At 73.3% G+C, this 26,710-nt stretch carries 21 protein-coding genes and 1 pseudogene; 6 read left to right on the top strand and 16 right to left on the bottom strand.

Translation table 11 applies throughout. The annotated features are described in order from the left end of the window. Window positions 1-60 precede the first annotated feature (60 nt). The 3 genes from OP86_RS06500 to OP86_RS35635 all read left to right on the top strand — a co-directional run bounded on the left by OP86_RS06500 (window position 61) and on the right by OP86_RS35635 (window position 2,244). Window positions 61-606: an RNA polymerase sigma factor gene (locus tag OP86_RS06500; protein ID WP_030055479.1), complete on the top strand. Its 546-nt coding sequence runs from the start codon at window positions 61-63 to the stop codon at window positions 604-606. Then, window positions 603-1,451: a hypothetical protein gene (locus OP86_RS06495; RefSeq protein WP_030055480.1), complete on the top strand. Its 849-nt coding sequence runs from the start codon at window positions 603-605 to the stop codon at window positions 1,449-1,451. Before OP86_RS06500 ends, OP86_RS06495 begins: the two co-directional genes overlap by 4 nt. Window positions 1,452-1,545: 94 nt before the next feature. Next, window positions 1,546-2,244 (top strand): hypothetical protein, encoded by a 699-nt coding sequence (locus tag OP86_RS35635; RefSeq protein WP_030255393.1) that lies wholly within the window; start codon window positions 1,546-1,548, stop codon window positions 2,242-2,244. A gap of 121 nt (window positions 2,245-2,365) precedes the next feature. On the opposite strand, the gene OP86_RS06485 is transcribed toward OP86_RS35635, so the two are convergent. Beyond that, window positions 2,366-5,743 carry an ATP-binding protein gene (locus OP86_RS06485; RefSeq protein ID WP_051829766.1) on the bottom strand — a complete coding sequence of 1,126 codons (3,378 nt, stop codon included), beginning with the start codon at window positions 5,741-5,743 and terminating at the stop codon, window positions 2,366-2,368. An 82-nt stretch (window positions 5,744-5,825) separates the two neighbouring features. Here OP86_RS06485 and OP86_RS06480 point away from each other — a divergent pair, with 82 nt between their 5' ends. Together OP86_RS06480 and OP86_RS06475 are read left to right on the top strand one after the other, a co-directional pair. Then, window positions 5,826-6,491 (top strand): hemerythrin domain-containing protein, encoded by a 666-nt coding sequence (locus tag OP86_RS06480; protein WP_051829753.1) that lies wholly within the window; start codon window positions 5,826-5,828, stop codon window positions 6,489-6,491. Between the two features lie 67 nt (window positions 6,492-6,558). Next, window positions 6,559-6,951, top strand: coding sequence for a DUF4267 domain-containing protein (locus tag OP86_RS06475; RefSeq protein ID WP_030055485.1), 393 nt, complete (start codon window positions 6,559-6,561; stop codon window positions 6,949-6,951). 26 nt (window positions 6,952-6,977) lie between these two features. Here OP86_RS06475 and OP86_RS36460 read toward each other — a convergent pair whose 3' ends face one another. Both OP86_RS36460 and OP86_RS06470 read right to left on the bottom strand, forming a co-directional pair. Further along, entirely contained in the window at window positions 6,978-7,121 is a 144-nt protein-coding gene (locus OP86_RS36460) for a hypothetical protein (protein ID WP_157849679.1), read from the bottom strand. A gap of 128 nt (window positions 7,122-7,249) precedes the next feature. After that, complete coding sequence (locus OP86_RS06470) at window positions 7,250-7,438, bottom strand: hypothetical protein (protein ID WP_030055486.1); 189 nt, start codon at window positions 7,436-7,438, stop codon at window positions 7,250-7,252. Between the two features lie 167 nt (window positions 7,439-7,605). On the opposite strand from OP86_RS06470, the gene OP86_RS06465 reads away from it, so the two are divergent. Then, window positions 7,606-8,451 (top strand): HAD family hydrolase, encoded by an 846-nt coding sequence (locus OP86_RS06465; RefSeq protein WP_030055487.1) that lies wholly within the window; start codon window positions 7,606-7,608, stop codon window positions 8,449-8,451. Window positions 8,452-8,754: 303 nt separating this feature from the next. On the opposite strand, the gene OP86_RS06460 is transcribed toward OP86_RS06465, so the two are convergent. From OP86_RS06460 to OP86_RS06400, 13 genes and pseudogenes are all read right to left on the bottom strand, one after another. Continuing rightward, entirely contained in the window at window positions 8,755-10,563 is a 1,809-nt protein-coding gene (locus tag OP86_RS06460) for a sensor histidine kinase (protein WP_030055488.1), read from the bottom strand. Between the two features lie 69 nt (window positions 10,564-10,632). Then, window positions 10,633-14,145, bottom strand: a complete 3,513-nt coding sequence (cydD, locus tag OP86_RS06455) for a thiol reductant ABC exporter subunit CydD (protein ID WP_030255387.1) — start codon at window positions 14,143-14,145, stop codon at window positions 10,633-10,635. 4 nt (window positions 14,146-14,149) lie between these two features. Further along, complete coding sequence (cydB, locus tag OP86_RS06450) at window positions 14,150-15,175, bottom strand: cytochrome d ubiquinol oxidase subunit II (RefSeq protein ID WP_030055489.1); 1,026 nt, start codon at window positions 15,173-15,175, stop codon at window positions 14,150-14,152. Window positions 15,176-15,217: 42 nt separating this feature from the next. Beyond that, window positions 15,218-16,762 (bottom strand): cytochrome ubiquinol oxidase subunit I, encoded by a 1,545-nt coding sequence (locus OP86_RS06445; protein WP_030055490.1) that lies wholly within the window; start codon window positions 16,760-16,762, stop codon window positions 15,218-15,220. 424 nt (window positions 16,763-17,186) lie between these two features. Beyond that, entirely contained in the window at window positions 17,187-18,551 is a 1,365-nt protein-coding gene (locus OP86_RS06440) for an EF-hand domain-containing protein (protein WP_030055491.1), read from the bottom strand. Beyond that, window positions 18,544-19,188: a Uma2 family endonuclease gene (locus tag OP86_RS06435; RefSeq protein ID WP_030055492.1), complete on the bottom strand. Its 645-nt coding sequence runs from the start codon at window positions 19,186-19,188 to the stop codon at window positions 18,544-18,546. Before OP86_RS06435 ends, OP86_RS06440 begins: the two co-directional genes overlap by 8 nt. A gap of 406 nt (window positions 19,189-19,594) precedes the next feature. Beyond that, complete coding sequence (locus tag OP86_RS06430) at window positions 19,595-21,109, bottom strand: sensor histidine kinase (protein WP_030055493.1); 1,515 nt, start codon at window positions 21,107-21,109, stop codon at window positions 19,595-19,597. 12 nt (window positions 21,110-21,121) lie between these two features. After that, window positions 21,122-21,910, bottom strand: coding sequence for a response regulator transcription factor (locus OP86_RS06425; RefSeq protein WP_234434774.1), 789 nt, complete (start codon window positions 21,908-21,910; stop codon window positions 21,122-21,124). A gap of 313 nt (window positions 21,911-22,223) precedes the next feature. Beyond that, window positions 22,224-23,468 carry a S1 family peptidase gene (locus OP86_RS06420; protein WP_157849678.1) on the bottom strand — a complete coding sequence of 415 codons (1,245 nt, stop codon included), beginning with the start codon at window positions 23,466-23,468 and terminating at the stop codon, window positions 22,224-22,226. Between the two features lie 40 nt (window positions 23,469-23,508). After that, a complete protein-coding gene (locus tag OP86_RS06415) occupies window positions 23,509-23,940 on the bottom strand; it encodes a hypothetical protein (RefSeq protein ID WP_030255381.1) in 432 nt (143 codons plus the stop codon). A gap of 4 nt (window positions 23,941-23,944) precedes the next feature. Then, the gene (locus tag OP86_RS06410; RefSeq protein WP_030055497.1) at window positions 23,945-24,373 is read right to left on the bottom strand and encodes a hypothetical protein; all 429 of its coding nucleotides are present in this window, start codon (window positions 24,371-24,373) and stop codon (window positions 23,945-23,947) included. 183 nt (window positions 24,374-24,556) lie between these two features. Beyond that, window positions 24,557-25,666, bottom strand: a pseudogene (gene aspS, locus OP86_RS06405) (aspartate--tRNA(Asn) ligase); the annotation flags it as partial. 16 nt (window positions 25,667-25,682) lie between these two features. Then, window positions 25,683-26,582 (bottom strand): methyltransferase domain-containing protein, encoded by a 900-nt coding sequence (locus tag OP86_RS06400; protein ID WP_051829752.1) that lies wholly within the window; start codon window positions 26,580-26,582, stop codon window positions 25,683-25,685. Window positions 26,583-26,710 lie beyond the last annotated feature (128 nt).

Below are 26,710 nucleotides of genomic sequence, written 5' to 3'. Positions count from 1 at the left end.
GGGAGTGCGGAACTCCCGTTCGGCGGGGGATGCCGGGCGGGACGAAACGGGGGGATCCGGATGTTCGAGGAAAGCGAGCTGGAACGGCTCGTGGCGGCTGCTCAGGCGGGGGACCCGCGGTCGATGGAGCACCTGCTGGCCAAGCTGCGGCCGGTGGTGCTGCGCCGCTGCTCGCGCTTCCTGCCCCACCACGCCGACGCGGAGGAGGCCGCACAGGACGCGCTGCTGTCCATCAGCACGCACCTGGGCGAGTACGGCGGCCGCGGCTCCTTCCTGGGCTGGGTGACGGTGATCGCCTCGAACGCCGCCCGGTCCACCTACCGCTCGATGCGTCGGCGCGCCGAGGACAGCCACGCCGACCTCCCCGAGTCCGTCGACCCGCGCACCACCAGCGTCATCGCCGGGACCCGGCTCGACCTGATGGAGGCGCTGTCCGCGCTGGAGCAGCAGCACCCCACCCTGGTGGAGTCCTTCGTGCTGCGCGACCTGGGCGACCTGACCTACGTCCAGGTGGCCGAGGCGCTGGACGCCCCGTTGGGCACGGTCAAGGACCGTATCCACCAGGCCCGCCGCTTCATGCGCGAGCGCCTGGTCACCGGTCTGTGAACGGCGGTCCCGCGGCGGGCGGCGGCCACCCCGTCGTCCGGCCCCGGTCCGCCGTCGCCGCCCTGGTGGCAGCCGCCGCGCTCGGGCTGGCGACCGGCCGGTTCGTCCTGCCACCACCCCCCGGCGCTACCGCGCACCCGGCAGCACGGTCGGGTGCCGCGGTCGGCGGGGCGTCCCAGGGCGCGTCCGCTCCCGCGACGCCCGGCGGGTCCGTCCCGACGCCCGCGTCCTCGGCCTCCGGCTCCGCCTCGCCGACCGGGGCGACCGGGCCGGTGACGATCGCGAACCTTCTGGAACCCGCGGCGTTCAGCCCGGACGTCGGCATCGGGCGGATCCACGTCACCGACCGGGTCGGCGACGGGGTTTACGCCAACGCGGCCTGCACCGGCGAGAAGACCCTCAGTCAGACCCTGGGCGGGCCCGATGCCCACTTCCGCGGACTGATGACCAGTCCCCGCACCGACCCGGGCGACTTCACGCTGGCCGCCGACCGCGTCGACCAGGTCGCCCGCGAGGTCGCCGCCGAGACCCAGAGCCCTTCCCTGGCGCAGAACTTCACCGAACGCCTGCTGCTGGAGGAGGTGCCCTGCCAGGAGGAACCGCCAGGGCACTGGGTCTACGGAAGGACCACGACGCTGCAGCTCGCCCCGGACGTCACCGCGAGCTGGATGGGCTACTACCAGGGATCGCGCAACACCACCGGCAGAGCACCCGAGGGCAAGGAGCCCTGCGGCGGCATCGCCGTGCTGCGCAGCGGCAACCACTACGGGGTGCTGGAGGTCGATGCCTGCCTGGGGACGGCCGCGATGGACCGCGTCGTCAGGACCGCTCTGTCACAGCTGTGAAACAGCCGGTCAGGGCTCCAACTTTCCCTCCTTGGGCGGCATCTCCCCGGTTGTACGAGGACGCAGCAGGCGTCCCGACCAGCAGGGGGACCAGATGACCGAGAACCAGACCGTCCAGCAGAAGTCCGTTCGCCGCAACCGGCTCGCCGCCGCGGCCTGCTTCGCCGCCGCACTGATCACGGCCAGCGTCGTCGGCACCCAGTCGGCCAGCGCCGACGGGGCCGCGCACGACGCCGCGCACCGCGCCGCGGTCGCCGCCCACCCGGCTGCGGTCGCCGCGCCCGGACTCGGCTCCGCCGACCTCGTCCAGAGCGAGGACTTCCCGCAGGGCCTGAACCCGGTCGGCGCGACCGTTGCGCTGACCGGACGCCAGGCGCTGTCCGCGTGCTCCGGCGAGGAGACGATGCGCGACCTGACCAAGGACAAGGCCACCGCGTACGCATCCGTGAACTGGACCTTCGACACCCACGGCATGCTGATCGAGTCGGCCGCGAGCGCCCCCACCGGGACCGCGGCCGACACCTGGGAGAAGCAGCTCGTCGCGCTCGTTCAGGACTGCCAGGACGAGCCCGCCAGCCACTGGCACTACGGCGCGGCCCACACCCTGACCGTCACCGGCGGCACCGCCCGCTGGTACCCGGCCTACAACGGCGACGGCACCGTCAGCGGCGGGGTCGCGGTCCTGCGCAGCGGCACCAAGGTCGCCATCGTCGAGCTCACCGGACGGCCCACCGACGCCCCGACCTACGTCGAAGGCATCACCACCGCAGCGCTGAACCGCCTCTCCTCCTGAACGGCAGCCCGGCTCCGCCCGCGCCGCCGGGCGGAGCCGGCCCCGAACGTCGAAGCGACTCGCCCGCCCAGGGGTGATGGGTGAACGAGGCTTGACCGAGGTCACGAGCGTGCCCTTCCGGTCAGCCGGTGCCGCCGCGTCCCAGGGCGGTGCCCCACCGTTCGGTGATGGCGGCCGCGTGCGCGAAGTGCGTGGCGGCCTCGGCGTCGCGGCCCAGGAGGCGGGCGAGTTCGCCGAGGGTGTACGCGACCGGGCGGATCGCCAGGGTGAAGCCTGCGGAGGGCGGCGGCGCGGCACGGTGGGGGAGCAGGGTGCGGTAGAGCTCGTCGGCCCGTTCCTGCTCGCCGAGCGCCACCACGGCCATTGCACGGAAGGTCGCGAGGACCGTGAGGAGGTAGTCCGTGCGCAGCGGGCCGAGCCTGGCCAGGACGGCGCGGGCCTCGTCCGGCTGACCGGCGGCGCACAGGGCCGCCGCGAGCAGGTCCGCCACCAGCGGGCCGTACTCCTCGGTCAGCTGCCGGGCCTGCGGGACGAACTCGCCGAGCCTTCCCTGCGCGGCCCGGATCGTCGCCAGCGCGACCTGCAGGAAGCCGTCGGCGTGCGGGGAGCCCTGCCTGGCCATTGCGGCGGTGGCTTCGGCGTACAGCTCCTCGGCGTCCTCGGTGCGCCCTTCGATCAGCGCGCGCGTCGCCAGCGCGGTCTGGCCGACCACGGTGGGCCCCGGCATCCGGTAGGTCCGGGCCAGTTCCACGCACGTGTCGATGTGGCCGTAGGCAGCGGCGACATCGCCTTCGGCCGCGGCAGCGGTCGACAGGGCGAGCAGGCCGAACCAGCGGAAGGCCGGCAGGTCGTGCTCGGTGGCGAGCCGGACGAGTTCCTCGCTCCGCAGCACCAGCTCGCGCACCTCGCGTTCCTCGGGCTCGTTGTCGAGTTCGCGGAGCAGCGCCGCGAGCGCCCGCGCGCGAAGGCCGGGATCCCCCAGGGCCGTTGCGAGGTCGACGGCTTCCTCGGCCGCGGCCCGCACGCGCGGGTTCCGCTCGTCGGACAGTTCGGCGCAGTAGGCGAGCAGCAGCCCGCACCGGGCGGCGGGTACCAGCCCCGGCTGGGCCAGCGACCGGCCGAGCAGCGCGACGACGGGCTCGTCGACCGCGCCGTACGGCCGGGTCTGCCACGGGGTGGGCTCGGACCAGGCGGTGAGTGCGCGGATCAGCAGCTCGCTCCGCCCGGTGCCGACCGCGCACTCGATCGCCCGCTGCCTGGTCTCCCGGGCGGACATGACCGCCCCGGCCCGCACCTGGGCGCGCAGCAGCCTGCCCAGCAGGTCGACGCGTTCCGCCTCCCGGTCCTGCGACGGGCCGACCGGGGTCCGGTCGAAGCAGTCCAGCGCCGCCGCGAGCAGATCGGCCGCCGCGTCGTGGGCGTAGCGGGCGGCGGCCAGCTCGGCCGCGCGCAGGCAGTAGTGCACGCCCTTGGCGGCCGTGGCCGAGGCCGCCGACCTCGCGAAGTGGTGGGCCAGCGCGGACACATCACCCGAACCGAGCCGCTCCAGGCCGGCCGCGATCCGTCCGTGCATGCGTCTGGCCCGCAGGCCGCTCAGATCGGCGAGCAGCGTGTCGCGCACCAGCGCGTGCGTGAACCGGACGCGGCCCGGGGCGGGCTCGGTCAGCAGTCCGGCGACCAGGCCGGCGTCCAGCCCGCCCAGGACCCCGTCCTCGTCGGTGTCCGCGGCGCCGACCAGCAGCTCGACGTCCGCCTCCCGCCCGACGACCGCGGCCAGCCGCAGCACGGCCACCACCGCTTCGGGGAGGCGCCCGAGCCTGCGGCGCACCACGTCCCGTACCCCCTCCGGCACCTCGGACAGGGCCACCAACGCGCCTTCGCTGCCGAGCAGTCGGGCGCTCTCCCACACGTAGAAGGGGTTTCCGCCGGTGCGTTCGGCGAGTGCGGCGACCGTTCCGGCGTCCACCGGCCCGGTACCCGCCGCCTTGATCACCTCGGCGACGGCCGGCACGGGCAGCCCCGGCAGCGGCAGCCGCAGCGGCGACCGCCCCGCGAGCACGGCGAGCTGGTCCGCGAGCGGGCCGCCGATCTCGTTCGGGCGGTAGGCGGCCGCGACCAGGACCGGTGTCCCCGGGGGCAGGTCGGTCAGGCCGGTCAGCAGGGCGAGCGTCTCGGCGTCGGCCCAGTGCAGGTCGTCCAGCAGCACGGCCAACGGCCGCTCGCGGGCCACCGCCGCGAGCCACTGCGACACCGCGCGGTTCAGGCGGAACCGGCCGGCGGCCACGTCCTCGTCGGGGCCCCGGCCGGATGCGCGGTCGGAGAGCAGCGGGGCCAGGACCTCGGCGGACCCGGCCGGGGGCGGCGCGGCGGCGGCGATCGTCCGCAGTGCCGCCACCCAGGGCCACGCGGGTGGCGCGCCCTCGTCGTCGGTGGCCTGGCCGACCGCGACCAGCCAGCCGTCGCCACGCAGCCGCTCGCCGAGCCGCTCCAGCAGCTCCGACTTTCCCAGGCCCGCCTCGCCGGTGACCAGCGCGACCCCGGGCCCCGCGGTGGCCGCCCGGCCGGCGGCCTCCACCAGCCGGGCGAGTTCGGCGTCGCGGCCGACGAACAGGCGCGGGTCAGCGTCGGTGTCAGTGTCAGCGTCGGTGTCAGTGGCGGGTCGGCGAGCCGGTGCCGGGGCGTTCCGGCCTTCGGGCGAGGTCGGCGGCCGGTGCCGCGGAACCTCCGTCGCGGCCCGCAGCACCGCGGTGCGACCGCCCAGGATGGCCGCTTCGAGCTCGTTCAGCGCGGGCCCCGGGTCGAGGCCCACCTCGGCCGCCAGGACCGCGCGGGCCCGGCGCAGCGTCGCCAGCGCGTCGGCCTGCCGGCCCGCCGCCCACAGCGCCAGCGCGTGCAGCCGCCAGCCTTCCTCCCGCAACGGCTCGTCGAGGGTGAGCAGTTCGGCCTCGGGTACGGTCACCGCGGCATCCGCCGACCTCAGCCCGGCGACCACGTTCAGCTCGCGGGCGACCAGCCGCAACTCGTCCAGCCGGGCGACCTCGGCCCGGGCCCAGGAGTCGTCGACGAACTCGGCGTACGCCGTGCCCCGCCACAGCGACAGCGCCTCGCCGAGCAGGCGCCGCGCCACCTCCGGCTGCCACTGCGAGACCTCGCGCGCCTCGCGCAGCAACCGCTCGAACCGCCAGGCGTCGACGGCACCGTCCGGCAGGCGCAGCGCGTACCCGGGTGGTGCGCTGACCAGCAGGGCGGCCGGAGTGCGCGGTGCCCGGCCGGGCTCCAGCAGCCGTCGCAGGTTCGACACGTAGACCTGAAGTGACGTCACCGCCCGTGCAGGCGGGGCACCTTGCCAGATCTCCTCGACCATCCGGTCGACCGAGACGACCGCGCCGCGCGCCACCGCCAGCCGGGCCAGGACGGCGCGCTGGCGCCGGCCGCCGAGCGGGACGGGCCCGCCGTTCCACTCGGCCGCGAAGGAGCCGAGCACGCGTATGGAGACCATCACCGGGCACATCGTAGACGGCCCGATGCTTTTCCAAGTCGCTTCCAAATGCCCTCCAGGAGCCCCCGGCGAGGCTTCTCGCATGGACACCACGAACGCACCCGCACAGACCCGTCCGAACACCCGGGAGATGGTGGTCATCCACCGCGGAATGCGCCGCGAGTCGCGACTGCTCATCGAGCTGATCGCCGCCGTGGCTCCCGGCGACACCGCCCGCGCCCGGGTGCTGGCGGACCACTTCCGCGACTACCGGCTCGGATTGAGCAACCACCACCACGGCGAGGACGCGTTCCTGTGGCCGCCGCTGCTGGCCAGGGTCGACCTCGAAGCCGACCTCGTCCTGCGGATGGAGGCCCAGCACGAACGCGTCGCCGCCACCCTCTCGGCGGCCGAAGCCGCCCTGGCCGCTTGGGAGTCGGGGGCCGGCGAGGCGGAGCGCGACACGCTCACGGCCGCCCTGGCCGAGCACCGCGCGGTCCTCGTCGAGCACCTCGACGAGGAGGAGACCTCACTGCTCCCGCTCGCGGCACGGCACTTGTGGCTGCACGAGTGGAACGCGATGGGCGAGCACTTCCTGGCCAACACGCCCAAACCCAAGCTGCTGTTCTTCCTCGGCATGGTCCTGGAGGAGGCCGATCCCGCCGAACGCTCGGCTCTCCTCGGCGGCCTGCCGCTCCCGGCCCGACTGCTCTGGTACGCCGTCGGCCGCGCGCAGTACACCCGCGCCACCCGCCGGGTCCGGGGCTGACCGCCCCGACCGCCTCCGCCCGGACCGCCCCTCCTCCCCGAATTCTCTCCGAAAGAGCAGGAAAGCCATGAAGCGCTTCACCACCGTCCTCACCGTCCTGAGCGTCCTGTTCGTCCTGTACATCGGCCTCCTCTACGTGCTGGACCCCCAGGGGGCCGCGTCCGGATTCGGCCTGCCGAGCTGGCCCGAGCACGAGGGCACGGGCTTCCTCACCGTCAAGGGCGGGCGCGACATCGCGACCGGCCTGGGCCTCTTCGCGCTCCTGCTGACCGGCCACCGCAAGGCCCTCGGCTGGATGCTGCTGGGGCTCACCGCCGCGCCCGTCACCGACATGCTGACCGTCCTGGGCAACCACGGGTCGGCCGGCACCGCGTTCGGCGTCCACGGCCTCACCGCCGCGGCAGTCGCCCTGAACGCCGTACTCCTCCTGCGCGAACGCCCCGCCCCGGCCGCCGCCTAGGGCCTCGCACGCACCCCGTTCCGCGCCTACCGGGAGAGGCTCCGGAAATCCGCGATGGCGCCCACCAGGTCGTCCCGGACGGGGTCGTCGTCCGAAAGCCGGTTCAGCTCGTCCTCCGAGAACGAGCCCACGGCGGCGAGGAGGGCGTCCACGAAGTCCGCTACCGGCATGCGTCCGATCTCTCCGTCCGATCGAGCTCGCGGACGAGCCGTCCCCGGAGATCTCGATGTCTCCGAGATCGAAGCCGCTCGGAGCCTCCTGGGGCGACCTCCTGGAGAAGTGGAACTCGATCACGGGGCTACGGGTGTGGGCGGGTGCGTTGGGCGGGGAGGCTGGGGGCCTCGGTGCGGCGGGCGAGTTCGGCGAGGGTGTGGAAGAGGACGTCGCCGAGCAGGACCGGGTCACGGGAGGTGTCGGAGGCGTCCGGGGCCGGGGAGTCGGGGCGGGCGGTCGGGGGCGACTGGTCGCGGAGCTGGCGAGTGGGCATGGCTCTTCCTGCCGACGGGGTGGCCGTGGGCTGTCCTGCCCGCCGGGCCCGGGGCGGACACCCGGGGCGGGGGATGATCGGCCGGAAACGGCGCAGGAAGGGCCGGATCGGGCCCCGGGCCGGGGCTGCGCACGGCCGGGGCCCGGGCCGGTGACCCGGCGGCGCCGATGGGCGAAGATGGACCGGTGACCGAACCCCGTACCGTTCCCCGCCTCATCGCCACCGACCTGGACGGCACCCTGCTCTGCTCCGGCGGCACCGTGACCGCCCGCACCGCCGCGGCCCTGGCGGCGGCCGAGGCGGCCGGGGTGCAGGTGGTGTTCGTGACCGGGCGGCCGCCGCGCTGGATGCAGCAGGTGAGCCCGCACATCGGCGGTCACGGGGTGGCGATCTGCTCGAACGGCGGCGCGGTGGTGGACGTGCGGCGCGGCGAGCTGCTGGAGTCCTTCCCGCTGCCGGTGGAGACGACCCTGGCGGTGGTCGAGGTGCTGCGGGCCAAGCTGCCCGGCACCGCGTTCGCCTTCGAGTACCCGGACGGCTGGGCCCGCGAGGCCGGCTACGCGGTGCCGATGTGGGGCGACGACCTGGAGGAGCAGATCGGCTCGGCGGAGGAGCTGCTGGGGGCCGGCGGGCCGGTGCGGGGCCTGTTCAAGCTGCTGGCCAAGCACCCGGACCTGGACCCGGACAAGTTCCTCGCCGAGGCCCGGGAGGCGGCCGGGCACCTGGCCGAGATCACCCGCTCGGCGCCGATCCCGCTGCTGGAGATCAGCGCGCCCGGCGTCACCAAGGCCAGCACGCTGGCCCGCTGGTGCGCCGGGCACGGGATCGACCGCCGCGAGGTGGTGGCCTTCGGCGATATGCCGAACGACCTGGAGATGCTGGCCTGGGCCGGCACCGCGTACGCCGTCGCCAACGCCCACCCGCAGGTGCTGGCGGCGGTGCCGCTGCACACGGTGAGCAACGAGCAGGACGGCGTCGCGGCGGTGCTGGAGGAGCTGCTCGGCCTCGCCTGAGCCGAGCGGCCACCCGGCCGTTGGGCGCCTTGAGCTGCCAGCGGTAGCGCCCGTCCGCGGCCCGTTCGGCGCGGAACCCCCCTCGACGTGCCCCTGCTGCGGTGTGACCGCGGCCGGAAGCGTCCGCAGCCCCCTCCGTCCGGTTACCTTCCGGATTCCCCTCCGAGCGGAGCAAAGCCATGTGTGCACATGGAGCTGCCGAAAGCCCAGAACGTTCACAACTTGCGCTGTTGGTCGCGAAGTTCTCCCTCGTTTAACTTTCACAGATCTTGACCGGCGGGCCCCCGAACGGCCCGCGTGGGTTCAGAGCCGAGCCGTCCAGCGCACCAGGGTGCCCTTGCGGTACGGCCCGCTCTCGTGCCAGGCGTCGCCGCCGAGCGCCTCCGCGCGCCGGGCCAGGTTGCGCAGTCCGCTGCGCCGGCCGCCCGCCGGGATGCCCACCCCGTCGTCGGTCACGGTGAGCAGCACGCCCGGCCGGCCGTCGCGGTCCAGGGACTCCGGGTCGCCGCCCATCGGCCGGCCGTCGTCGCCCAGGTGGACGGTCGCGTCGATCTCCACGCCGACCCGGGAGGCCCGCGCGTGCCGCGCCGTGTTGGAGAGCATCTCCCGCAGGGCGGCCAGCAGTTGACGGCCGGTCTGGTCGCCGACCAGGCTCTCCACCGGCCCGACGAAGCTCACCGAGGGCTTGAAGCCGAGCGCCGCCGCGGCCTGGCTGGCCTCCCGCAGCACCCGGGTGCGCAGGGTGTCCGGCGCGTCGCCGTGGTTGTCGTGCTGCAGGGCGTAGATGGTGGTGCGGACCTCCTGGATGGTGGCGTCCAGCTCGTCCACCGCCTTGCCGATGCCGGATCTCACCTCGGGGACGACCGCCCGCCGGGCCGCGCTCTCCAGCATCATCCCGGTGGCGAACAGCCGCTGGATCACCAGGTCGTGGAGGTCGCGGGCGATCCGGTCGCGGTCCTGGAAGACGGCCAGGCGCTGCTGGTCGCGCTGGCCCTCGGCCAGGCGCAGGGCGAGCGCGGCCTGCGAGGCGAAGGTCTCGGCGAGCTGCTTCTCGGTGTCGGTGAACGGCAGCGCACCGCACGGGCGCCAGACGCAGAGCCCGCCGAGCACCCGCCCGGCGGCGACCATCGGCACGGCCATGGACGGGCCGAAGCGGCGGGCGAGGCGGATCACCACGGTCGGGTCGCTGGACATGTCGTCCAGGTAGACGCTCTCCCCCGCCAGCAGCCGGGCCGCGAAGCTCTCCTTGGGCAGCAGTTCGCCGCGGACGAACTCGGCCACCTCGCCGGAGGCGTGGGCGACCCGCATCTGCCCGTCGCCCTCGCCCTCCGGGCCGGTCGGCAGCAGGATCATGCCGAGCGCGGCGTCCGCCAACTCCCGTACCTGCTCGGCCGCGACGGTCAGCGCCGTCTCGGCCTGCTCGGCGGAGAGCAGCGCGGTGGTGACGGCGGCGGCGCCGGCGATCCAGCGCTCGCGGCGGCGGCCCTCCTCGTACAGCCGGGAGTTCTCGATCGCCACGCCGGCTGCGGCGGCGAGGGCGTGCACCACCTGCTCGTCCTCGGGGGTGAAGGCGCCGCCGCCCTTCTTCTCGGTGAGGTAGAGGTTGCCGAACACCTCCTCGCGGACCCGGATCGGCACGCCCAGGAAGGTCTTCATCTGCGGGTGGTGCGGCGGGAACCCGGAGGAGCGCGGGTCGGCGCCGAGGTCGGTCAGCCGCAGCGGCTCGGGGCGGTCGATGAGCGCGCCGAGGATGCCGCGGCCGGCGGGCAGTTCGCCGATCGCGGCGGCGGTGTCGTCGGCCACGCCGACGTGGATGAAGTCGGCCAGGCCGGTGCCGCCGGGGGCGATCACGCCGAGCGCCGCGTACCGGGCGTCGACCAGTTCGGCGGCGCCGGTGGCGATCCGGTGCAGGGTGGCGTGCAGGTCCAGCCCGGCGCCGATGGAGACCACCGCCTCCAGCAGCCGCTGCATCCGGTCGGTGACGGCGGCGGCCGACTGCAGGCGCTCGGCGACCTCGGTGACCAGGGTGTCCAGCCCGAGCGAGGCGATCTCGGGCACCCGATGGGGTGTCGGCTCGGGGGTGGCCTCGGGGAGGTCCGGCGTGGGGTCCATGGAGAAAGCCTAGTTTGTACGCTTTTCAGCCGAAGGGTGGCGCGACTGGCGGTTACCCGCTGACGCCGGCTACGCCGGAACCGCCTCCAGCAGCCCGTCCGCCTCCCGCTCCCGCCGCCACAGCGCGTGCAGCCGCCCGTCCGGGTCGGCGACCAGCTCCGACCAGCGGCCCCGCTCGGCCACCCGGCCGCCGTCCAGCACCAGCACCTCGTCCACCGTGGCGTCGTCCAGCCCGGCCAGCCGGTGGGTGATCAGCACGGTGGTGCGGCCCGCGGTGGCGGCCAGCAGGTCGGCGGTGAGCGCGTCGGCGGTGGGCAGGTCGAGGTGCTCGGCGGGCTCGTCCAGGACGAGCACCGGGAAGTCCGCGAGCAGCGCCCGGGCGAGCGCGAGGCGCTGCCGCTGGCCGCCGGAGAGCCGGGCGCCGTGCTCGCCGACCATGGTGTCCAGGCCGTCCGGCAGGCCCTCGGTCCAGTCGAGCAGCCGGGCGGCGGCGAGCGCGGCGCGCAGCTCGTCCTCCGCCGCGCCCGGCCGGGCCAGCCGCAGGTTCTCCCGCAGCGAGCTGTCGAAGACGTGCGCGTCCTGCGCGCAGAGCCCGATCACCCGGCGGACGTCCTCGCCCGCGAGCGCGCGGCTGTCCACAGCCTGTGGACGACCGGCGGCGAAGGTGACGCCTCCGGCGGTGGGCTCCAGGAAGCGCAGCAGCGCCTGGGCGAGGGTGGTCTTGCCGGAGCCGGACGGGCCGACCACAGCGATCCGGCGGCCGGGGGCGAGGTCGAGGTCCACCCCGGCGAGCGCGTCCACCGGCTGCCCGGGGTGGCGTACGGTCAGCCCGCGCACCGCGACCGGCAGCGGCTGCTCGGGCAGGTCCACCGGCTCCGCCGGTTCGGTCACCGGCAGCGGAGCCTGAAGGACCTCGTCCAGCCGGGCCTGCGCGGCGCGGCTGCGCTGGCGGGCCTGGACGGCGAGCGGCATCCCGGTGACCGCCTCGAAGGCGGCCAGCGGGGTCAGCACCACCAGGGCCAGGCAGACCGGCGCCAGCGCCCCGTCCCGCACCCCCTGGACGCCGACGGCCGCCGCGGCGGTCACCGTCAGCCCGGTGAGCAGCGCGATCAGCCCGGTGCCGAGCGCCGTGGTGGCGGCCGAGCGGGCGGCCAGCCGGGTCAGCACGGTGTCGGCGCTGCGGACGGCGGCCAGCCGGCCGGGCAGCGCGCCGGCCACGGTGAGTTCGGCGGTGCCGGTGAAGGCGTCCACCACGGCGGTGGCCAGGCGCCCGCGCGCCGGGGCCTGCCGCCGCTCGGCGCCCGCCGACCAGCGGGCGGTCAGGGCGGGCACCAGCACGCCGGCCAGCAGCAGCCCGAGGCCGAGCACCGCCCCGGCGGCGGGCAGGAAGGCGGTCAGCGCCACCGTGGAGGCCAGCGCGACCACGGCCGCCACGGCGGCGGGCAGCCGCCAGCGCAGGTAGTGGTCCTGGATCGCGTCCACGTCGGCGACCAGCCGGGAGAGCAGGTCGCCGCGCCGGAAGGCGGGCAGTGCGGCGGGGGCGAGCGCGCTCAGCCGCCGGTGGACGGCGGCCCGCAGGGTGCCGAGGGTGCGCAGCACCGCGTCGTGCGAGACCAGCCGCTCGGCGTAGCGGAAGACGCTGCGGCCGATGCCGAAGGCCCGGACGGAGGTGACGGCCATCATCAGGTAGAGCACCGGCGGCATCTCGGAGGCGCGGGAGATGAGGTAGCCGGAGGTGGCCAACAGCGCGACGGCGCTGCCGAGGGCGAGCGCGCCGAGCAGGACGGACAGCGCCAGCCGGGGCGTGCTGCCGGTCTCGGCCTCGGGCTCCTCCGGTACGGCGGGGGCGGGCGTCGGCTTCCCGCGGTGGGCGAGCAGCGGGACCGGGGCGGCGCGCCCTTCGGCTCGGGGCGGGGCTGCGACTCGCCCGCTCGACGGGGCCAGCCGTACCCGCTGGTCCGCGACGGCCAGCAGCGCGGGCCGGTGCGCCACGACCAGGACGGTGCGCGCCGGGTCCGCGGCGAGCGCCCGGACGGCGTCCACGACGGCCGCCTCGGAGGCGCCGTCCAGGTTGGCGGTGGGCTCGTCCAGCAGGACCAGCGGCCGGTCGTCGGCGAGCAGCACCCGGGCGAGGGCGAGGCGCTGGCGCTGCCCGGCGGAGAGCCCGCTGCCGTCCTCGCCGAGCTCGGCGGCCAGGTCGGTCACGAAGTCGAGTGCGTGCGCGGCCCGCAGCGCCGTCCACAGCTGTTCGTCGTCGGCCTCGGGCCGGTAGAGCCGCAGGTTCTCGGCGATCGTCCCGGCGAACAGGTGCGGGTGCTGCGGCACCCAGGCGATCTGCCGCCGCCAGCTCTCCGGCTCCAGCTCGGCGAGGTCGTAGCAGCGGCCGTCGGCGGCGGTGATCCGGACGGTGCCGGCCTCGGGGGCGGTGAGGCCGAGCAGGACGGACAGCAGGGTGGACTTGCCGGCGCCGCTCGGGCCGGTGAGGGCCGTGGCGGTGCCCGGGCGCAGGGTCAGCGCGGCGCCGTCCAGCGCGGGCTCGGTCCGTCCGGGGTGGCGGACGACCAGGCCCTCGGCGCGGATCCCGGCGCCGGTCAGCACGGGGGCGGGGACGGCCCCGGCGGCGGGCAGCGGGGTCTCCAGCACCCGGAACAGCTCGTCGGCGGCGGTCAGCCCCTCGACGCTGGAGTGGTAGAGGGCGCCGACCTGGCGGATCGGGACGTACACCTCGGGGGCGAGGACCAGGATCAGCAGCCCGGTCTCCAGGTCGAGGGTGCCGTCCACCAGCCGGAAGCCGACGGTGACGGCGACCAGCGCGACGGAGAGGGTGGAGAGCAGCTCCAGGGTGAAGGAGGAGATGAAGGCGATCCGCAGGGTGCGCAGGGTGGCCCGGCGGTAGTCGGCGGTGATCCGGGCGATGGTGGCGGCCTGGGTGCGGGCCCGGTTGAACACCTTGAGGGTGGGGAGCCCGGCGACGACGTCGAGGAAGTGGTGTGAGAGCCGGGCCAGGGTGTCCCACTGCCGGTCCATCCGGGCCTGGGTGGCCATCCCGATCAGCACCATGAACAGCGGGATCAGCGGCAGCGTCCCGGCGATGATCGCGGCCGAGGTGAAGTCGGCGCCGACGATCCGCAGCAGCACGATGACCGGCACGACCACGGCCAGCGCCAGCTGCGGCAGGTAGCGGGCGAAGTAGTCGTCCAGGGCGTCGATGCCGCGGGTGGCGAGGGTGGTGAGTTCGCCGGTGCGCCGGCCCGCCAGGTAGGACGGGCCGAGCGCGGTGGCGTGGTCGAGCAGCCGGCGCCGCAGGGTGGACTTCACCCGGGCGACGGAGCGGTGTGCGGTGAGTTCGGTGAGCCAGCCGACCAGCCCGCGCCCGACGGCCGTCAGGGCGAGCAGCAGCAGCGGCGTGGTCAGTTCACCGAGCGTCGCCCCGCGCTGGAAGGCGCGGACGACGATCTCGGCGATGAGACTCGCCTGGGCGACCACCAGGGCCGCGCCGGCCGCGCCGAGGAGCACGGATCCGGCGAGGAAGGCCCTGGTGGTGCGGGCGTACCCGAGGAGTCGGGGGTCGACGGGCTTCACGGCGTCAGGCCTGGTCGAGCGGGGCGGCCGGGTTGTGCCCGGGGATGTGCTGGACGCCGATCCGCTTGCGGAACACCCAGTACGTCCAGCCCTGGTAGAGCAGGACCAGCGGGGTGAACACCGCCGCCACGATGGTCATCAGCTTCAGCGTGTACGGCGAGGAGGACGCGTTGCTGACGGTCAGGCTCCAGCCGCCGTTCAGGGTGGACGGCATGACGTTCGGGAAGAGCGCCAGGAAGAGCATCGCGACCGCGGCCACGATGGTCGCCCCGGAGAGGACGAACGCCCAGCCCTCGCGGCCGAGTTGGTTGGCGACCAGGGCGCCGGCCAGGGCCAGCACGGCGATCACCAGCGCGGCGAGGCTGCGGCCGTTGCCGCTGTCCGCCTGGGTCCAGATCAGGAAGGCGGCTGCCAGCACGGCGGTCGCCAGCCCGGCCTGCAGGGCGGCTCTGCGGGCCCGCTCGCGGATCTCGCCGACCGTCTTGAGCGCGGCGAACACCGCGCCGTGGAAGGTGAACAGGGCGAGCGTCACCAGGCCGCCGAGCAGCGCGTACGGGTTCAGCAGGTCCCCGAGGGTGCCGACGTAGTTCTTCTGCGCGTCGATGTCCACGCCGCGCACGATGTTGGCGAAGGCCACGCCCCAGAGGAAGGCCGGGAGGAGGGAGGTCCAGAAGATGGCCTCCTCCCAGTTCCGCTGCCAGCGGGCGCCGTCGCGCTTGGCCCGGTACTCGAAGGCCACGCCGCGGACGATCAGGCAGACCAGGATCACCAGCAGCGGGATGTAGAAGCCGCTGAAGAGCGTCGCGTACCAGTCCGGGAAGGCGGCGAAGGTGGCGCCGCCGGCGGTCAGCAGCCAGACCTCGTTGCCGTCCCAGACCGGGCCGATGGTGTTGATCAGCACCCGCCGCTCGGTGGTGTTGCGGGCCAGCGGCTTGGTCAGGATGCCGATCCCGAAGTCGAAGCCCTCCAGGAAGAAGTAGCCGATCCACAGGACCGCGATCAGCACGAACCAGACGTCGTGGAGTTGCATGTCAGATCCTCAGTTCCCCAGTGATCCTCGGTTCGGCGGTGGTCAGTACGCGAAGGCGAGCGGCTTGTCGGGGTCCTCGCCGACGGACGGTCCGCGCAGCGAGGGGTCCTTGGTGGGCGGCTGTTCGGTCACCACCGGGCCGGCCTTGGCGTACTTGACCAGCAGTCGGACCTCGATGACCGCGAGGATCGCGTACAGCGTGGTGAAGGTGACCAGCGCCCCGATCTGGGTGCCGACACCGACCTTGGGGGAGACGGCGCTGGCCGTGGTCATCAGGCCGAAGACGGCCCAGGGCTGGCGGCCCATCTCGGTGAAGATCCAGCCGAAGCTGTTGGCGATCAGCGGGAAGCCCATGGTCAGGATGCCGATCCGCCAGCTCCACTTGGTGAGCAGCGGCCCCATCTCCCGCTTCGGGGTGAGCATCAGCCGGGGCACCTCGGTGTCGCCGGTGCGGAACTCGGGGCGCAGCAGGAACTTCCGGCGGGTGGTCCAGAGGCCGATCAGGCCGGCCACGAAGGAGGTCATCCCGAAGCCGATCATGAGGCGGAAGCCCCAGTAGGTGACGAAGATGCTCGGGATGTAGTCCTTGGGGTCGCCGCCGTGCTGGGCCGCCTCGGCGGCCGCGGTGTCGTTGATGCCGGGGACGGCGGAGCTGAAGTCGCTGTGGGCGAGGAAGGACAGTATCCCGGGGATCTCCAGCTCGACCGAGTTGTGGCCCTTGCTGACGTCGCCGACCGCGAAGATCGAGAACGGCGCGGGCGCCTGGGTGTCCCACAGGGCCTCGGCGGCGGCCATCTTCATCGGCTGCTGCTCGAACATGACCTTGCCGAGTTCGTCGCCGCTGAGCGCGGTGCCGGCGCCGAAGACGACGGCGAGCACCAGGCCGAGCCGCAGCGAGGTGCGCATCGAGGCGGTCTTCTTGGCGTCGGCGGTCTCGGGCTTGCGCTTGGCCTTCCAGAGGTGGAAGGAGGAGATGCCGACCACGAAGGCGGCGCCGGTGAGGAAGGCGGCGGTCAGGGTGTGGGCGACGACGGTGAGGGTGGTGTTCTGGAACAGCACCTTGGCGATGTCGGTCAGCTGGGCCTTGCCGGTGACCGGGTCGATCGAGTAGCCGACCGGGTGCTGCATCCAGGAGTTGGCGGCCAGGATGAAGTAGGCGGAGAGCACGGTGCCCACCGCGACCATCCAGATGCAGGCGCAGTGGATCTTCCTCGGCAGCCTGTCCCAGCCGAAGATCCACAGGCCGATGAAGGTGGACTCGAAGAAGAAGGCGATCAGCGCCTCCATCGCGAGCGGGGCGCCGAAGACGTCGCCGACGAAGCGGGAGTAGTCGGACCAGTTCATGCCGAACTGGAATTCCTGGACGATTCCGGTGACGACGCCCATCGCGATGTTGATGAGGAAGAGCTTTCCCCAGAACTTCGTCGCGTGGAAGTACTTCTCCTTGTTCGTCCGCACCCAGGCGGTCTCCAGGCCGGCCACGACCGCGGCCAGGCTGATCGTGAGCGGAACGAAGAGGAAGTGGTAGACGGTGGTGATGCCGAATTGCCATCGCGCGATGGTCTCGTGAGCGATTGCCAGTTCCACGTCGCCCTCTCTCCCAACCTGCCCGTGTGATGACGGGCACCTTCCGGACAAACTTCTTCTATAGCCGTGGACCGCCGCCAAGCCGCGCAAGCTTGCCCGCTTGTGAACGTGAACACGTTCACAAGGGCCAGTATCCACCATCCTTACGGCGGAACTGCAGGTGGGGTGGGGTCGACAGCCCTGTGCGCTGCGTCACAGTGCGCGCGGCGCTGCGTCACGGGGTGCGGTGCGGTGCGCACAGTCTGCGGAACCGCCCGGGCCGGGGCAACGAACGAGCGGGCGGACGGCGCGCGCTTCTTGGCCGAACCGGCGCTTGACAGGCCGACGCCCCGCTCGCGTCGGCGGGCGGGGCGTGCTGGGCGGGGCGTGCTGGGCGGGGCGTGCTGGGCGGGAGTCCTACGCGGCCGTCCTACGCCCGGCCGTCCTACGCCCGGCCGAGGAGCTGGGTGCCCGAGACGGAGTCCGCGCGGGCCGTGAAGAACTCGGTGAAGCCCCGCAGGAACTCCTCCCGGGTGATCCGCCCGTCCCCGTCGGTGTCCAACTGCCGGAAACCGTGCGAGAGTTCGGCCGGGTGCACCCGCGGGCCGCCGAACACCACGCGGTACTCGTCGAACTCCAGGAACCCGCTGCCGTCGGTGTCGGCCGCGGTGAACACCGCCCGCAGCGCGGGCAGCAGCCCCTCCTCCAGGTACGCCCCGTCCCGGTCGCAACCCGCCACGGTGGCCGCCACGAACTCCTCCCGGCTGACCCTCCCGTCCCCGTCGGCGTCCATCACCGCGCGCAGCTGCTCCCACCAGCCCTCGAAGGCGCCGTACACCCGGGCCTCGGCGGCCTCGTCCAGCTCCAGTTGCCAGCACACGTTGTGCGCCATCGCCCGCAGGTCGTGTGCGGTGATGAAACCGTCGCCGGTCTGGTCCAGCACCTCGCGGAAGAAGCGGTCCACCCGGGAGCCGCGGGTGTCCCGGCGGTGCGGGCGGTAGCGGCCCGCCGGGCGCTGCTCCTCCGGGGAGCGGTAGCGCAGCCGGTCCGGCAGCAGCGGGACGAGCGCGCCCGCGCCGCGGTGCAGGACGAAGGACAGCAGCGCGGCCCGCCGGGTGCGGACCAGCCCGAACCGCTCGCGCACCGCCGGCGGCAGGTCCGCCACCGTCAGCTCGGTGACCACCCGGGCGGCGAGGCCCCGCACCACCCGCCACCCGGCGTCCCCGAGGAACCACAACCGCCGCGGCCGGGGCGCCTCGCGCAGCAGGTCCCCCATCAGGTAGCGCGCCCCCTCGGTGAACTCCAGCCGCTCGCGGGCATATCGGGCGAAGTACCCCGGCAAGTCCTTGGCGGTGGCCGGCAGTTTACCCTCCGGGAGGTCGAAGGCGGCCACCGCCTCCTTGAACTCCCCGTACGCATGCTCCAGTTGGGCCTCGTCGTAGCCGTCCCCGCCCAGCCGGCGCATGGTGGCCACGCACTCGAAGAGCGTCAGCAGCACCCACGCCCTGGTCCCGGCGTCCCGCGCGTCGTACGGCCGCCCGTCCGCCGCCGTGCCCCGGATCCGCTTGTGCGCCCGCTCCAGCCGCGCGATCTCCCGCCGCAGCGTCTCCGCGTCCTGGTAGAACAGCCGCCGCCCACTCCCCAGCGTGTGCTCCACCCGCCGCCACGGATGCGCCCGGTACGTGGAGTGCTCCGCCATCCCGGCCCCCACCACCGGATCCGCCGCCTGCAACACCAGCAGCCGCCACGCGACCAGGACGATCCGCCACTCCGACAGGTCCCGCTTGAACGACACCGCGGGCTCAGCCACGGCGCTCGCCGGTGATCTCGGGGCCGATCACGAAGCCCTTGGCGGGGCCCTCGGGGATCACGGCCTCCTTGCCGTAGGGGATACGAGTCGAAGAGGCATACGCACGGCGGTCGCGATCCGGCTCGGTGAGGATGGTGACGGCGCCACCGTCGTCGTAGTCGTCGATGATCACGTACACCGGGATGCCGGCGGCAGCGTAGGCGCGGTGTTTCAGGACGTGGTCTCGCTTCCTGGCCTCAGACCCGGGCGAGACGGTCTCGACGACCAGAACGACACCCGATGCCAACACGCCGAGGCCCTCGGGGTGCTCAACCGTCTCGCTGTCATCTGGCGCAACGAAGACGTCCGGGATCAGGACCTTGAGACCGGCAATCACGTTGCCGTCCTGGGCGGAGCCGTGATCAGTTCCGTCCAAAAACCGGTCCAGAGCCTTGTCCAACCGCCGGTTGAGGCTGAAGTGGCGATGCCCGCCAGTGGGTGACAACGTGATCGTCCCCTCGATGATCTCCGCTCGGAAGCCCTCCGGCACATCCAGGGACTTCCACGCTTGCCACAACACCTCGTCCAGGTTCACGGCGACGGTCCTCTCGACGATGGCCTTCTCTGCGACGGCCCTCTCGGCAACGAGCGCGCTCATGGGAACACCCCATTTCCCGTCCAGTGTGATCAGCTCGCACGAATCCGCACAAGCAATGGCTGCACGGTCGCACACGACCGAGGGGCTGACCGGGTGAACGAGTTCCGGTTCACCCGATCGAGGAGTTTCGGGGCCGGGAATGCCGGAACCGCAGGACGGGCCGGGGCCTGTCCTGCGGTTCCGAATGGGTTCGCGACCTCCTCCCGAGCGGGCGCGAACCGGGGTGGGTCAGGAGGTGGAGCGGGCGGCCGGCTTGCGGCGGGAGGATCTTGACGGCCGGGCCGTGCCGATCATAGGCACACGCATTCTTGACGCTCCATGCCGGATTCCGGCAGGAAGCGGGCCGTGGAATTGCCGGGTCGGTCAGCAGAATTGACGAGTCGACAATTTGCCGGAAGGCCGGTCCTCAGGCAGGCCGCTCGCCGTTGTTGGGCAGTTCGACTCGGAACGTCGCGCCCGCGCCCGGTGCGGTGTGCAGGCTGAGGGTGCCGCCGTGCGCGCGGGTGAGGGCGGTGGCGATGGCGAGGCCGAGTCCGGCGCCGCCGCCCTTGTCGCGGCTGCGCGAGGCGTCGACCCGGTAGAAGCGGTCGAAGACCTGCTGGGCCTGCTCCTCGGTGAGGCCCGGGCCAGTGTCGGCGACCTCCAGCAGGCAGACGCCGTCGGCTCCGGCGCCCACCCCGATCCGCACCGGGGTGCCGGACGGGGTGTGCTTGACCGCGTTGCCGACCAGGTTGGTCACCACCTGCCGCAGCCGCGCCTCGTCGCCGAGGACGGGCGCCGCGCCGGGGGAGCCCGTACCGGAGGGGCCGGTGAGCGCGACGGGGCGGCTCGGGTCGAGCGCGGTGAGGTCGTGCAGGGCGTCGGCGGCGAGGGTGCGCAGGTCCATCGGAGCGAGGTCGAGGGGGCGTTCCTCGTCGAGCCGGGCGAGGACCAGCAGGTCCTCGACGAGGGCGCCCATCCGGTTGGCCTCGCTCTCGATCCGGGTCATGGTCCGCTTGACGTCCGCCTCGGTGGGCAGCGCGCCCATCCGGTACAGCTCGGCGAAGCCGCGGATCCCGGCCAGCGGGGTGCGCAGTTCGTGCGAGGCGTCCGCGACGAAGCGCCGCATCCGGGCCTCGGACTCGGCGCGGGCCGCGAAGGCCGCCTCGATCTGGGTGAGCATCCCGTTGAGGGCGATGGACAGCCGCCCGACCTCGGTACCCCGGGAGAGTTCCGGCATCCGGTGGGAGAGTTCGCCGTCCGCGATCCGGGCGGCGCCCGCCTCGATCCGCCGCAGCGGCCGCAGCCCGGCCCGTACGGCGAAGAAGCCGAGCGCGGCGCTCAGCACCAGGACGGCGCCGCCGATGGCGAGGAAGGAGGTGTTCAGCTTGACGAGGGTCGCGTCGATGTCCTCGCGGGAGACGGCGACCATGACGTAGGTCGGGGTGACCGCGGGCGCGGCGTACGCGCTGGGGCCGACGGCCTGCCCGCGGGGCGCCTGGAGCGGCAGTACGAGCACTCGCCAGCTGTGGTGGCCGCGCTGGTCGGGCAGGTCGAAGGGGACGTCGGGGGCGGTGCGGGTCGGGTCGAGGCCGACCAGCTGGGGGGCCGGGTCGCTGTCGGAGACGGGCTGGCGCATGACCGCCTGGACCTTGCCGTCCGCGGACAGGTACTGCACCAGGTACTGGCTGGGCAGTCCGACCCGCCGGCCGGTGGTGACGGCGGGCTTGCCGACGTTCGGCGTGGCCACCTGGACCGGGGGCTTGCGGGACAGCGGCAGCCCGTACCGCTGGAGCTGCTCGTCCAACTGCTCGACCAGCTGGCCCCGGACGGTGCCGAGGACGAAGGTGTCGCTGACCACGAGGCCGGTGGTGACCAGCGCGAGCGCGAGCACCAGCAGCCGGACGCGCAGCGACAGCCGTGAGGTGAACCGGGCGAACACGTACCGGACCGGTCAGCCCTGCGGGGGGCGGCGCAGCGCGTAGCCGATGCCGCGCACGGTGTGGATCAGCTTGGGGCCGTGCGCCGGGCCGGAGTCGAGCTTGCGGCGCAGGTAGGAGATGTACGACTCGACGATGGAGAGGTCGCCGCCGAAGTCGTAGGCCCAGACGTGGTCGAGGATCTGCGCCTTGGACACGACCCGGCCGACGTTGGCCATCAGGTAGTGCAGCAGCTTGAACTCGGTCGGGGAGAGCGCGACCGGGGTGCCGCCGCGGGTGACCTCGTGGGCGATCGGGTCCAGGCTGAGGTCGGCGACGACCAGCCGGCCGTCCTCGGCGGGCCCGCCGGCCCGGCGCAGGATGGCGCGGATCCGGGCGATGAGCTCCTCCAGGCTGAACGGCTTGGTGACGTAGTCGTCCGCGCCGGCGGCGAGGCCCTGCACCTTGTCGCCGACACCGTCCTTGGCGGTGAGGAAGAGCACTGGCAGGTGGTCACCGGGGTGCCCGTGGGCCGGCCCGGCTATCTGGCCGCGGCTGGTGCGCTCGCGCAGCTTCTCGACGACGGTGAAGCCGTCGAGGTCGGGGAGCATCACGTCGAGCACGACCAGGTCGGGGCGTTCGGCGGCGATCAGGTCGAGCGCCTCGGTGCCGCTGGCGGCGGAGGCGACGCGGAAGCCGGAGAAGCGCAGCGAGGCCGCGAGCAGTTCGCGGATGTTGGGCTCGTCGTCCACGACGAGCAGGAACGCCTCGCCCTGGCCCCCGGCCACCGCGGAGCCGCCGGGTGTGGTGACAGTGCCTTGCACGGGGCTTTCGCCTCCTGGTCGGACGGGGACGTTCAGCATGAGGCTAGCCCTCGGAGGCTACGCGGCATGGATGAATGTTGGATTAACACCTTATCGGTCGGTTTTGCCGCCACAAGCCCTTAGGCAGGCGCTCGATGGTGTGCGCACGGGCGTGAGCACGTCCAGTGCGCCCCCTGGAGACTCTGCCCGCCCTGTGCCGTAGCCGGTATGACCCACCTCACTCCCGGGGAACGCGAAGGCGCAGGAAGTCGGCCGAGCCGACTTCCTGCGCCTTGCCGGGTGCTCCGCGTCACTCACCCACGGTTCGAAGCGATCACCACTGCGACCAGTCCACCGTGGAGATGTCGTTGTGGAAGTCCCGGGCGACCGTGGAGAGTGGCTGGACGTAGGTGTAGAAGGGGGGGAAGTCGCTGGTCGAGCCCCCGACGACCGTGCCGAGAGCCTTGTCGCCGAAGATGGCAGCTCCCCCGCTGTCGCCGCCGCGCGACCTCATCTCATCGATCTTGATCAAGTGATCGGTGGTGCCTTCCTTGGTGGTGATGCTGGCGTCGGCGTTGTTGAACGGGCCGCACTTCCAGCCGGTCCGCACGCCCGAGGTGCAGGTCCACATGCCTTTTTCCATCGTGGCCTGCGGGTCGGCGACGTAGCTGTTGTAGAAGTTGTAGACGTCGGCGACGTCCGTCTTGATCATCTTCCCCGTGGGGTGCCACGCTCGCGGGTTGTCCACCCTGATCAGCGCGTAGTCCGAGGCGGGGAGCTCCTTGTTGGTCACGACTCCGATGCGGGTGTTGCCCCACTGATCGGGCCAGTTGTCGTCGCGCCGGATCACCGTGCCGACGTCCCAGCAGTGCCCTGCAGTCATCAGGTAGGTCTGACCAGCCTGCTGGATCATGATGCCGGCCGAGCAGACCTCGTCCTTGTTGTCCCCTTTAAGACCGTCACCCCCGACCAGACCGGTACGGGCGATGGCGGCCCCCTGGTGGGCGGTGACGTTGACCTTCGCGCGGTCGGCTCCGGTGACACCGGCCGCGCGCAGTACCTCGTCGGCGTCCCTTCCGGCCGGCAGGTCCAGCACGACGCGGTTGGCGGTGGTGTCCACTTCCCACGAACTGTCCTGCGGCATCAGCCCCTTCCGCCCGAACGTGTTGAGCCGCTCGTAGACCTCCTTGAGGTCCGCTGTGGTGTAGGCGGCACGCTGCGGAATGACGCCGGCGGCCTTCGCCGCGCGCTCCCCCTCGTCGTCCACCACGTTCGCGTGCACCTCGCCGCGCATCACGTCGAGCCACACGCCCGCGGCCTTCGCGCCCTGGGCGGCGCGGAACGCCTTGGCGGTGTTCGACAGCCCGTCCTGAGCGGCCAGCCGCTGCGCCACCTCCTTTTCCGGGAGGCCGACTTGGGCCGCGACGGCGCTCACAGCGGTTTGCGGCGTGAACGGCGACGGTAACGCGACCGTCGCCGCCGCCGGGCTCTGGACCGCGCCCGGGGCCACGACCAGCCCGGCGAGCAGGACCGCCGTCGCGCCCCTGGCGAGGGCCTTCCTTGAGACCTTCATGGTCATCTCCTTGGATGGATTTCACGTGCGGGGTACGGGCCCTCGCTCAGGCGAGGAGGTTCATCCGCGAGGACATCAGGCGGTACTGGCCGGAGGCGTAGTCGTAGGAGACGTAGCCCGTCCAGTACGGGCCGACCAGCGAGTCGGTGAGAGCCCGGGTGAAGGTGTACGAGGTGCCGGACGAAGCCCACTGCCAGGCGCCCGAGACGTAGTTGTTCACGCCGCACTCCTGCGGGTCGCAGGAGTACAACCCGACCCAGTCGTACTTGCCGACCGGATTCCCGGCGTAGTCCCACCCGATCGTGATGACCTGAGTCTCCTTCACGTGGATGGCGACGGCCCAGGTGCCCTGCGCGGACCGGGCGACGGCCTCGGCGGCCACCGCCGGGACCACCGGCCCGGCCGCCGAGGCAGCCGTGGCCGGCAGCGCGCAGAGCAGCGCAAGAGTGAGGGCCGCCGCCCTCATCGACACGGCCACGGGCTCAGCTGATCGTGGACTTGTGGGACTCGACGATGCGGTACTGGCCCGAGGAGTAGTCGTAGGAGATGTAGGCGGTCCAGTAGTCCCCGCTGACCGCCGCGGCGCTGGTCACGTACGACGTGCCGTGGTTGTAGGCCCACTGCCAGTCCACGTAGCTGTTGATGCCGATGGCGCCCGGGTCCTGCTTGTAGAGGCCGATCCAGTCGTACTTGCCCACGTTGAAGGGCGGGGTCCAGTTGATCTGGACGTAGCCGCCGTTCTTGGACGCCCACGTCACGGGCGAGTCCGCCGACTGGACCGAGCTCTGCGCCTGCTGCACGCCGGTCGGCACCACCGCCGATGCGGTGGCCGAGCCCGCGAGGGGCAGCGCGACGGCCGTCACCAGGGCCGCGACGGCCGCGGCGCGGGTGCGGAAGGGGATGCGGGACATGGGGGTCCTCCTGGATCGTCGGCCGGCGCCCCCGGACGGGTGGGCGCCGGTGTCCGTGACCGGACTCCGACAACGGTCCGGGACGTCGGCAGACGATCAGTCAACACGCATGTCAGCGCGGCGATTTGTGCCACAATGACGCCGAAGTAGACGCCCGATGGACACCGCCCCGGAGGACCGGCCCTACGGCTCCAGCCGGTGCGGCCCCCGGAACAGGAACGTCGCCTCCCGGATCGACGGCAGCCCGAGGGCCAGCATCAGCAGCCGGCCGAGCCCGAGGCCGAGGCCGCCGTGCGGCGGGGTGCCGTAGCGGAAGCAGTCCAGGTAGCCGGAGAGCGGCCCGGTGTCCATGCCCTTCTCCCTGGCCTGGGCGACCAGCCGCTCGTGGCGGTGCTCGCGCTGGGCGCCGGTGGTGATCTCCACGCCCTTCCACAGCAGGTCGAAGGACTCGGTGACGGTCGGGTCGTCCTCCGGCCGCAGGTGGTAGAAGGGCCGGACGGCGGCCGGGAAGCGGGTGACGAACACGAACTCGTGCCCGGTCTCCTCGGCGATCAGCGCGCACAGCGCCCGCTCGCCCTCGGGGTCGAGGTCGTCCTTGACGCCCTCCCGGTCCCAGCCGGTGGCGCGGAGCCTGGCCTGGGCGTCGGCCATGGTGATGCGCGGGAAGGGCAGCTCCGGGACGACGACCCGGGTGCCGAAGTGTTCGGCGATCGCCTCACCGTGGCGTTCGGCCACGGCGGTGAGCACCCGGTGCAGCATCCGCTCCTCGAAGGCCATCACGTCCTCGACGCCGTCGATCCAGGCGATCTCGACGTCGACGCCGGTGAACTCGGTGGCGTGCCGCGAGGTGAACGACGGCTCGGCCCGGAACACCGGCCCGATCTCGAAGACCCGGTCGATGCCGCCCGCGATGGCCATCTGCTTGTAGAACTGCGGCGATTGGGCGAGGTAGGCGGTGCGCCCGAAGTACCCGACCTCGAACACCTCGGCCCCGGACTCGGAGGCGGTGCCCATCAGCTTGGGCGTGTGCAGCTCGGTGAAGCCCTCCTCCGCGGCGAGTTCGCGCATCGCCCGCTCGACGGTCGTCTGGACGTCGAAGACGAGGTGCTGGGAAGGGCGCCGGATGTCGAGGAACCGCCAGTCCAGGCGCTGGTCGATGCCGGTCTTCTCGTCGATCGGCAGCTTCGGCTCGGCGAGCGAGACGACCTCGACCCGGGACGGGACGATCTCCAGACCGCCGAGCTTCACCTGCGGGCTGGCGACCACCTCACCGGTGATCTTCACGGCCGACTCGACCGGGCGGCGGCGGTCAGAGGGTCCAGCGGGTGGTGGTGCCGTTGGGGGCGGTGTAGGCGGCGTACTGGGCTTCCGGGCCGGCTTCGACGGCGAACCACTCGGGGCGGGGGCGGTTGTGGACGAGCCAGTTGCGGTGGGCGGCCTCGACGAGGCGCCAGAGGTCGCGGGGGCCGCCGAGGGCGACGGTGGAGGGGCCTTCGGGGTGGGCGGTGGAGCCGTCCGCCGGGTCGTGGAGGGTGTGGCCGCTGCGGGTGACGGTGGGGGCGAGGCGCAGGCCGGCCCAGAAGGCGAAGCCGGGGTGGTCCAGGACGCGGGCGTCGAGTTCCGTGACCCGGCGGCGGGCCTGCGGGTCGAGGGGGGCGGGCTCGGCGGCCTCCGCCGGGTGCAGCGGCGGGAAGGCGTCCGGGCGGGGGAGGAAGCGGCCGGCCGCCCGGCCGTCGTGGCGCTTGGTCAGTCTGGCGACCGCGCCGGCGACCGGGGCGACGATGAGGCCGCCCGGGGCGCACTGGTCGAGCCAGGCCAGGGGCAGGCGGGGGACGCCGCAGGTGGCGATGATCCGGTCGTACGGCGCTGCGGCCGGGTGCCCGTCGGCGCCGTCGGCCCGGAGGACGGTCGACTCGAAGCCGGCCTCGTACAGCCGGGTGCGGGCGGCGGCCGCCAGGCGGTCGCTGCGGTCGAGGGTGGTGACGTGGGCCGCGCCGGCGAGGCGGCAGAGCAGGGCCGTGAGGTCGCCGGCGCCGGTGCCGATCTCCAACACCCGGTCGCCGGGCCGGACATCGAGCGCGTCGAGCATGTCGGCCAGCAGGCTCGGCAGGGCGGCGGAGGACGGAGCCGCGCCCGACCGTTCGAGCGCCGGGCCCGCGTCGGCTCTGGCACGCAGGAGTTGGTCGTCACTGTGGAGAACGGTCACCATGCCCGGTCGGTCCCTTCCTGGGTGGTCGCAGAACGTCGGGGCCACAGCGGTCAGCTGCTTGGCAGAGACGCCGGCCGTCCTGCATTCCCCGCGACCGGCGAGCCGATCGTCGCGAAGGCGGGAACAGC

The sequence above is a fragment of the Streptomyces novaecaesareae genome, from assembly GCF_000716875.1.
GTDB classification, from domain to species: domain Bacteria; phylum Actinomycetota; class Actinomycetes; order Streptomycetales; family Streptomycetaceae; genus Kitasatospora; species Kitasatospora novaecaesareae.
Note: the sequence above shows the minus strand (reverse complement) of the source record. Positions and strands in the feature narration are given on the sequence as shown.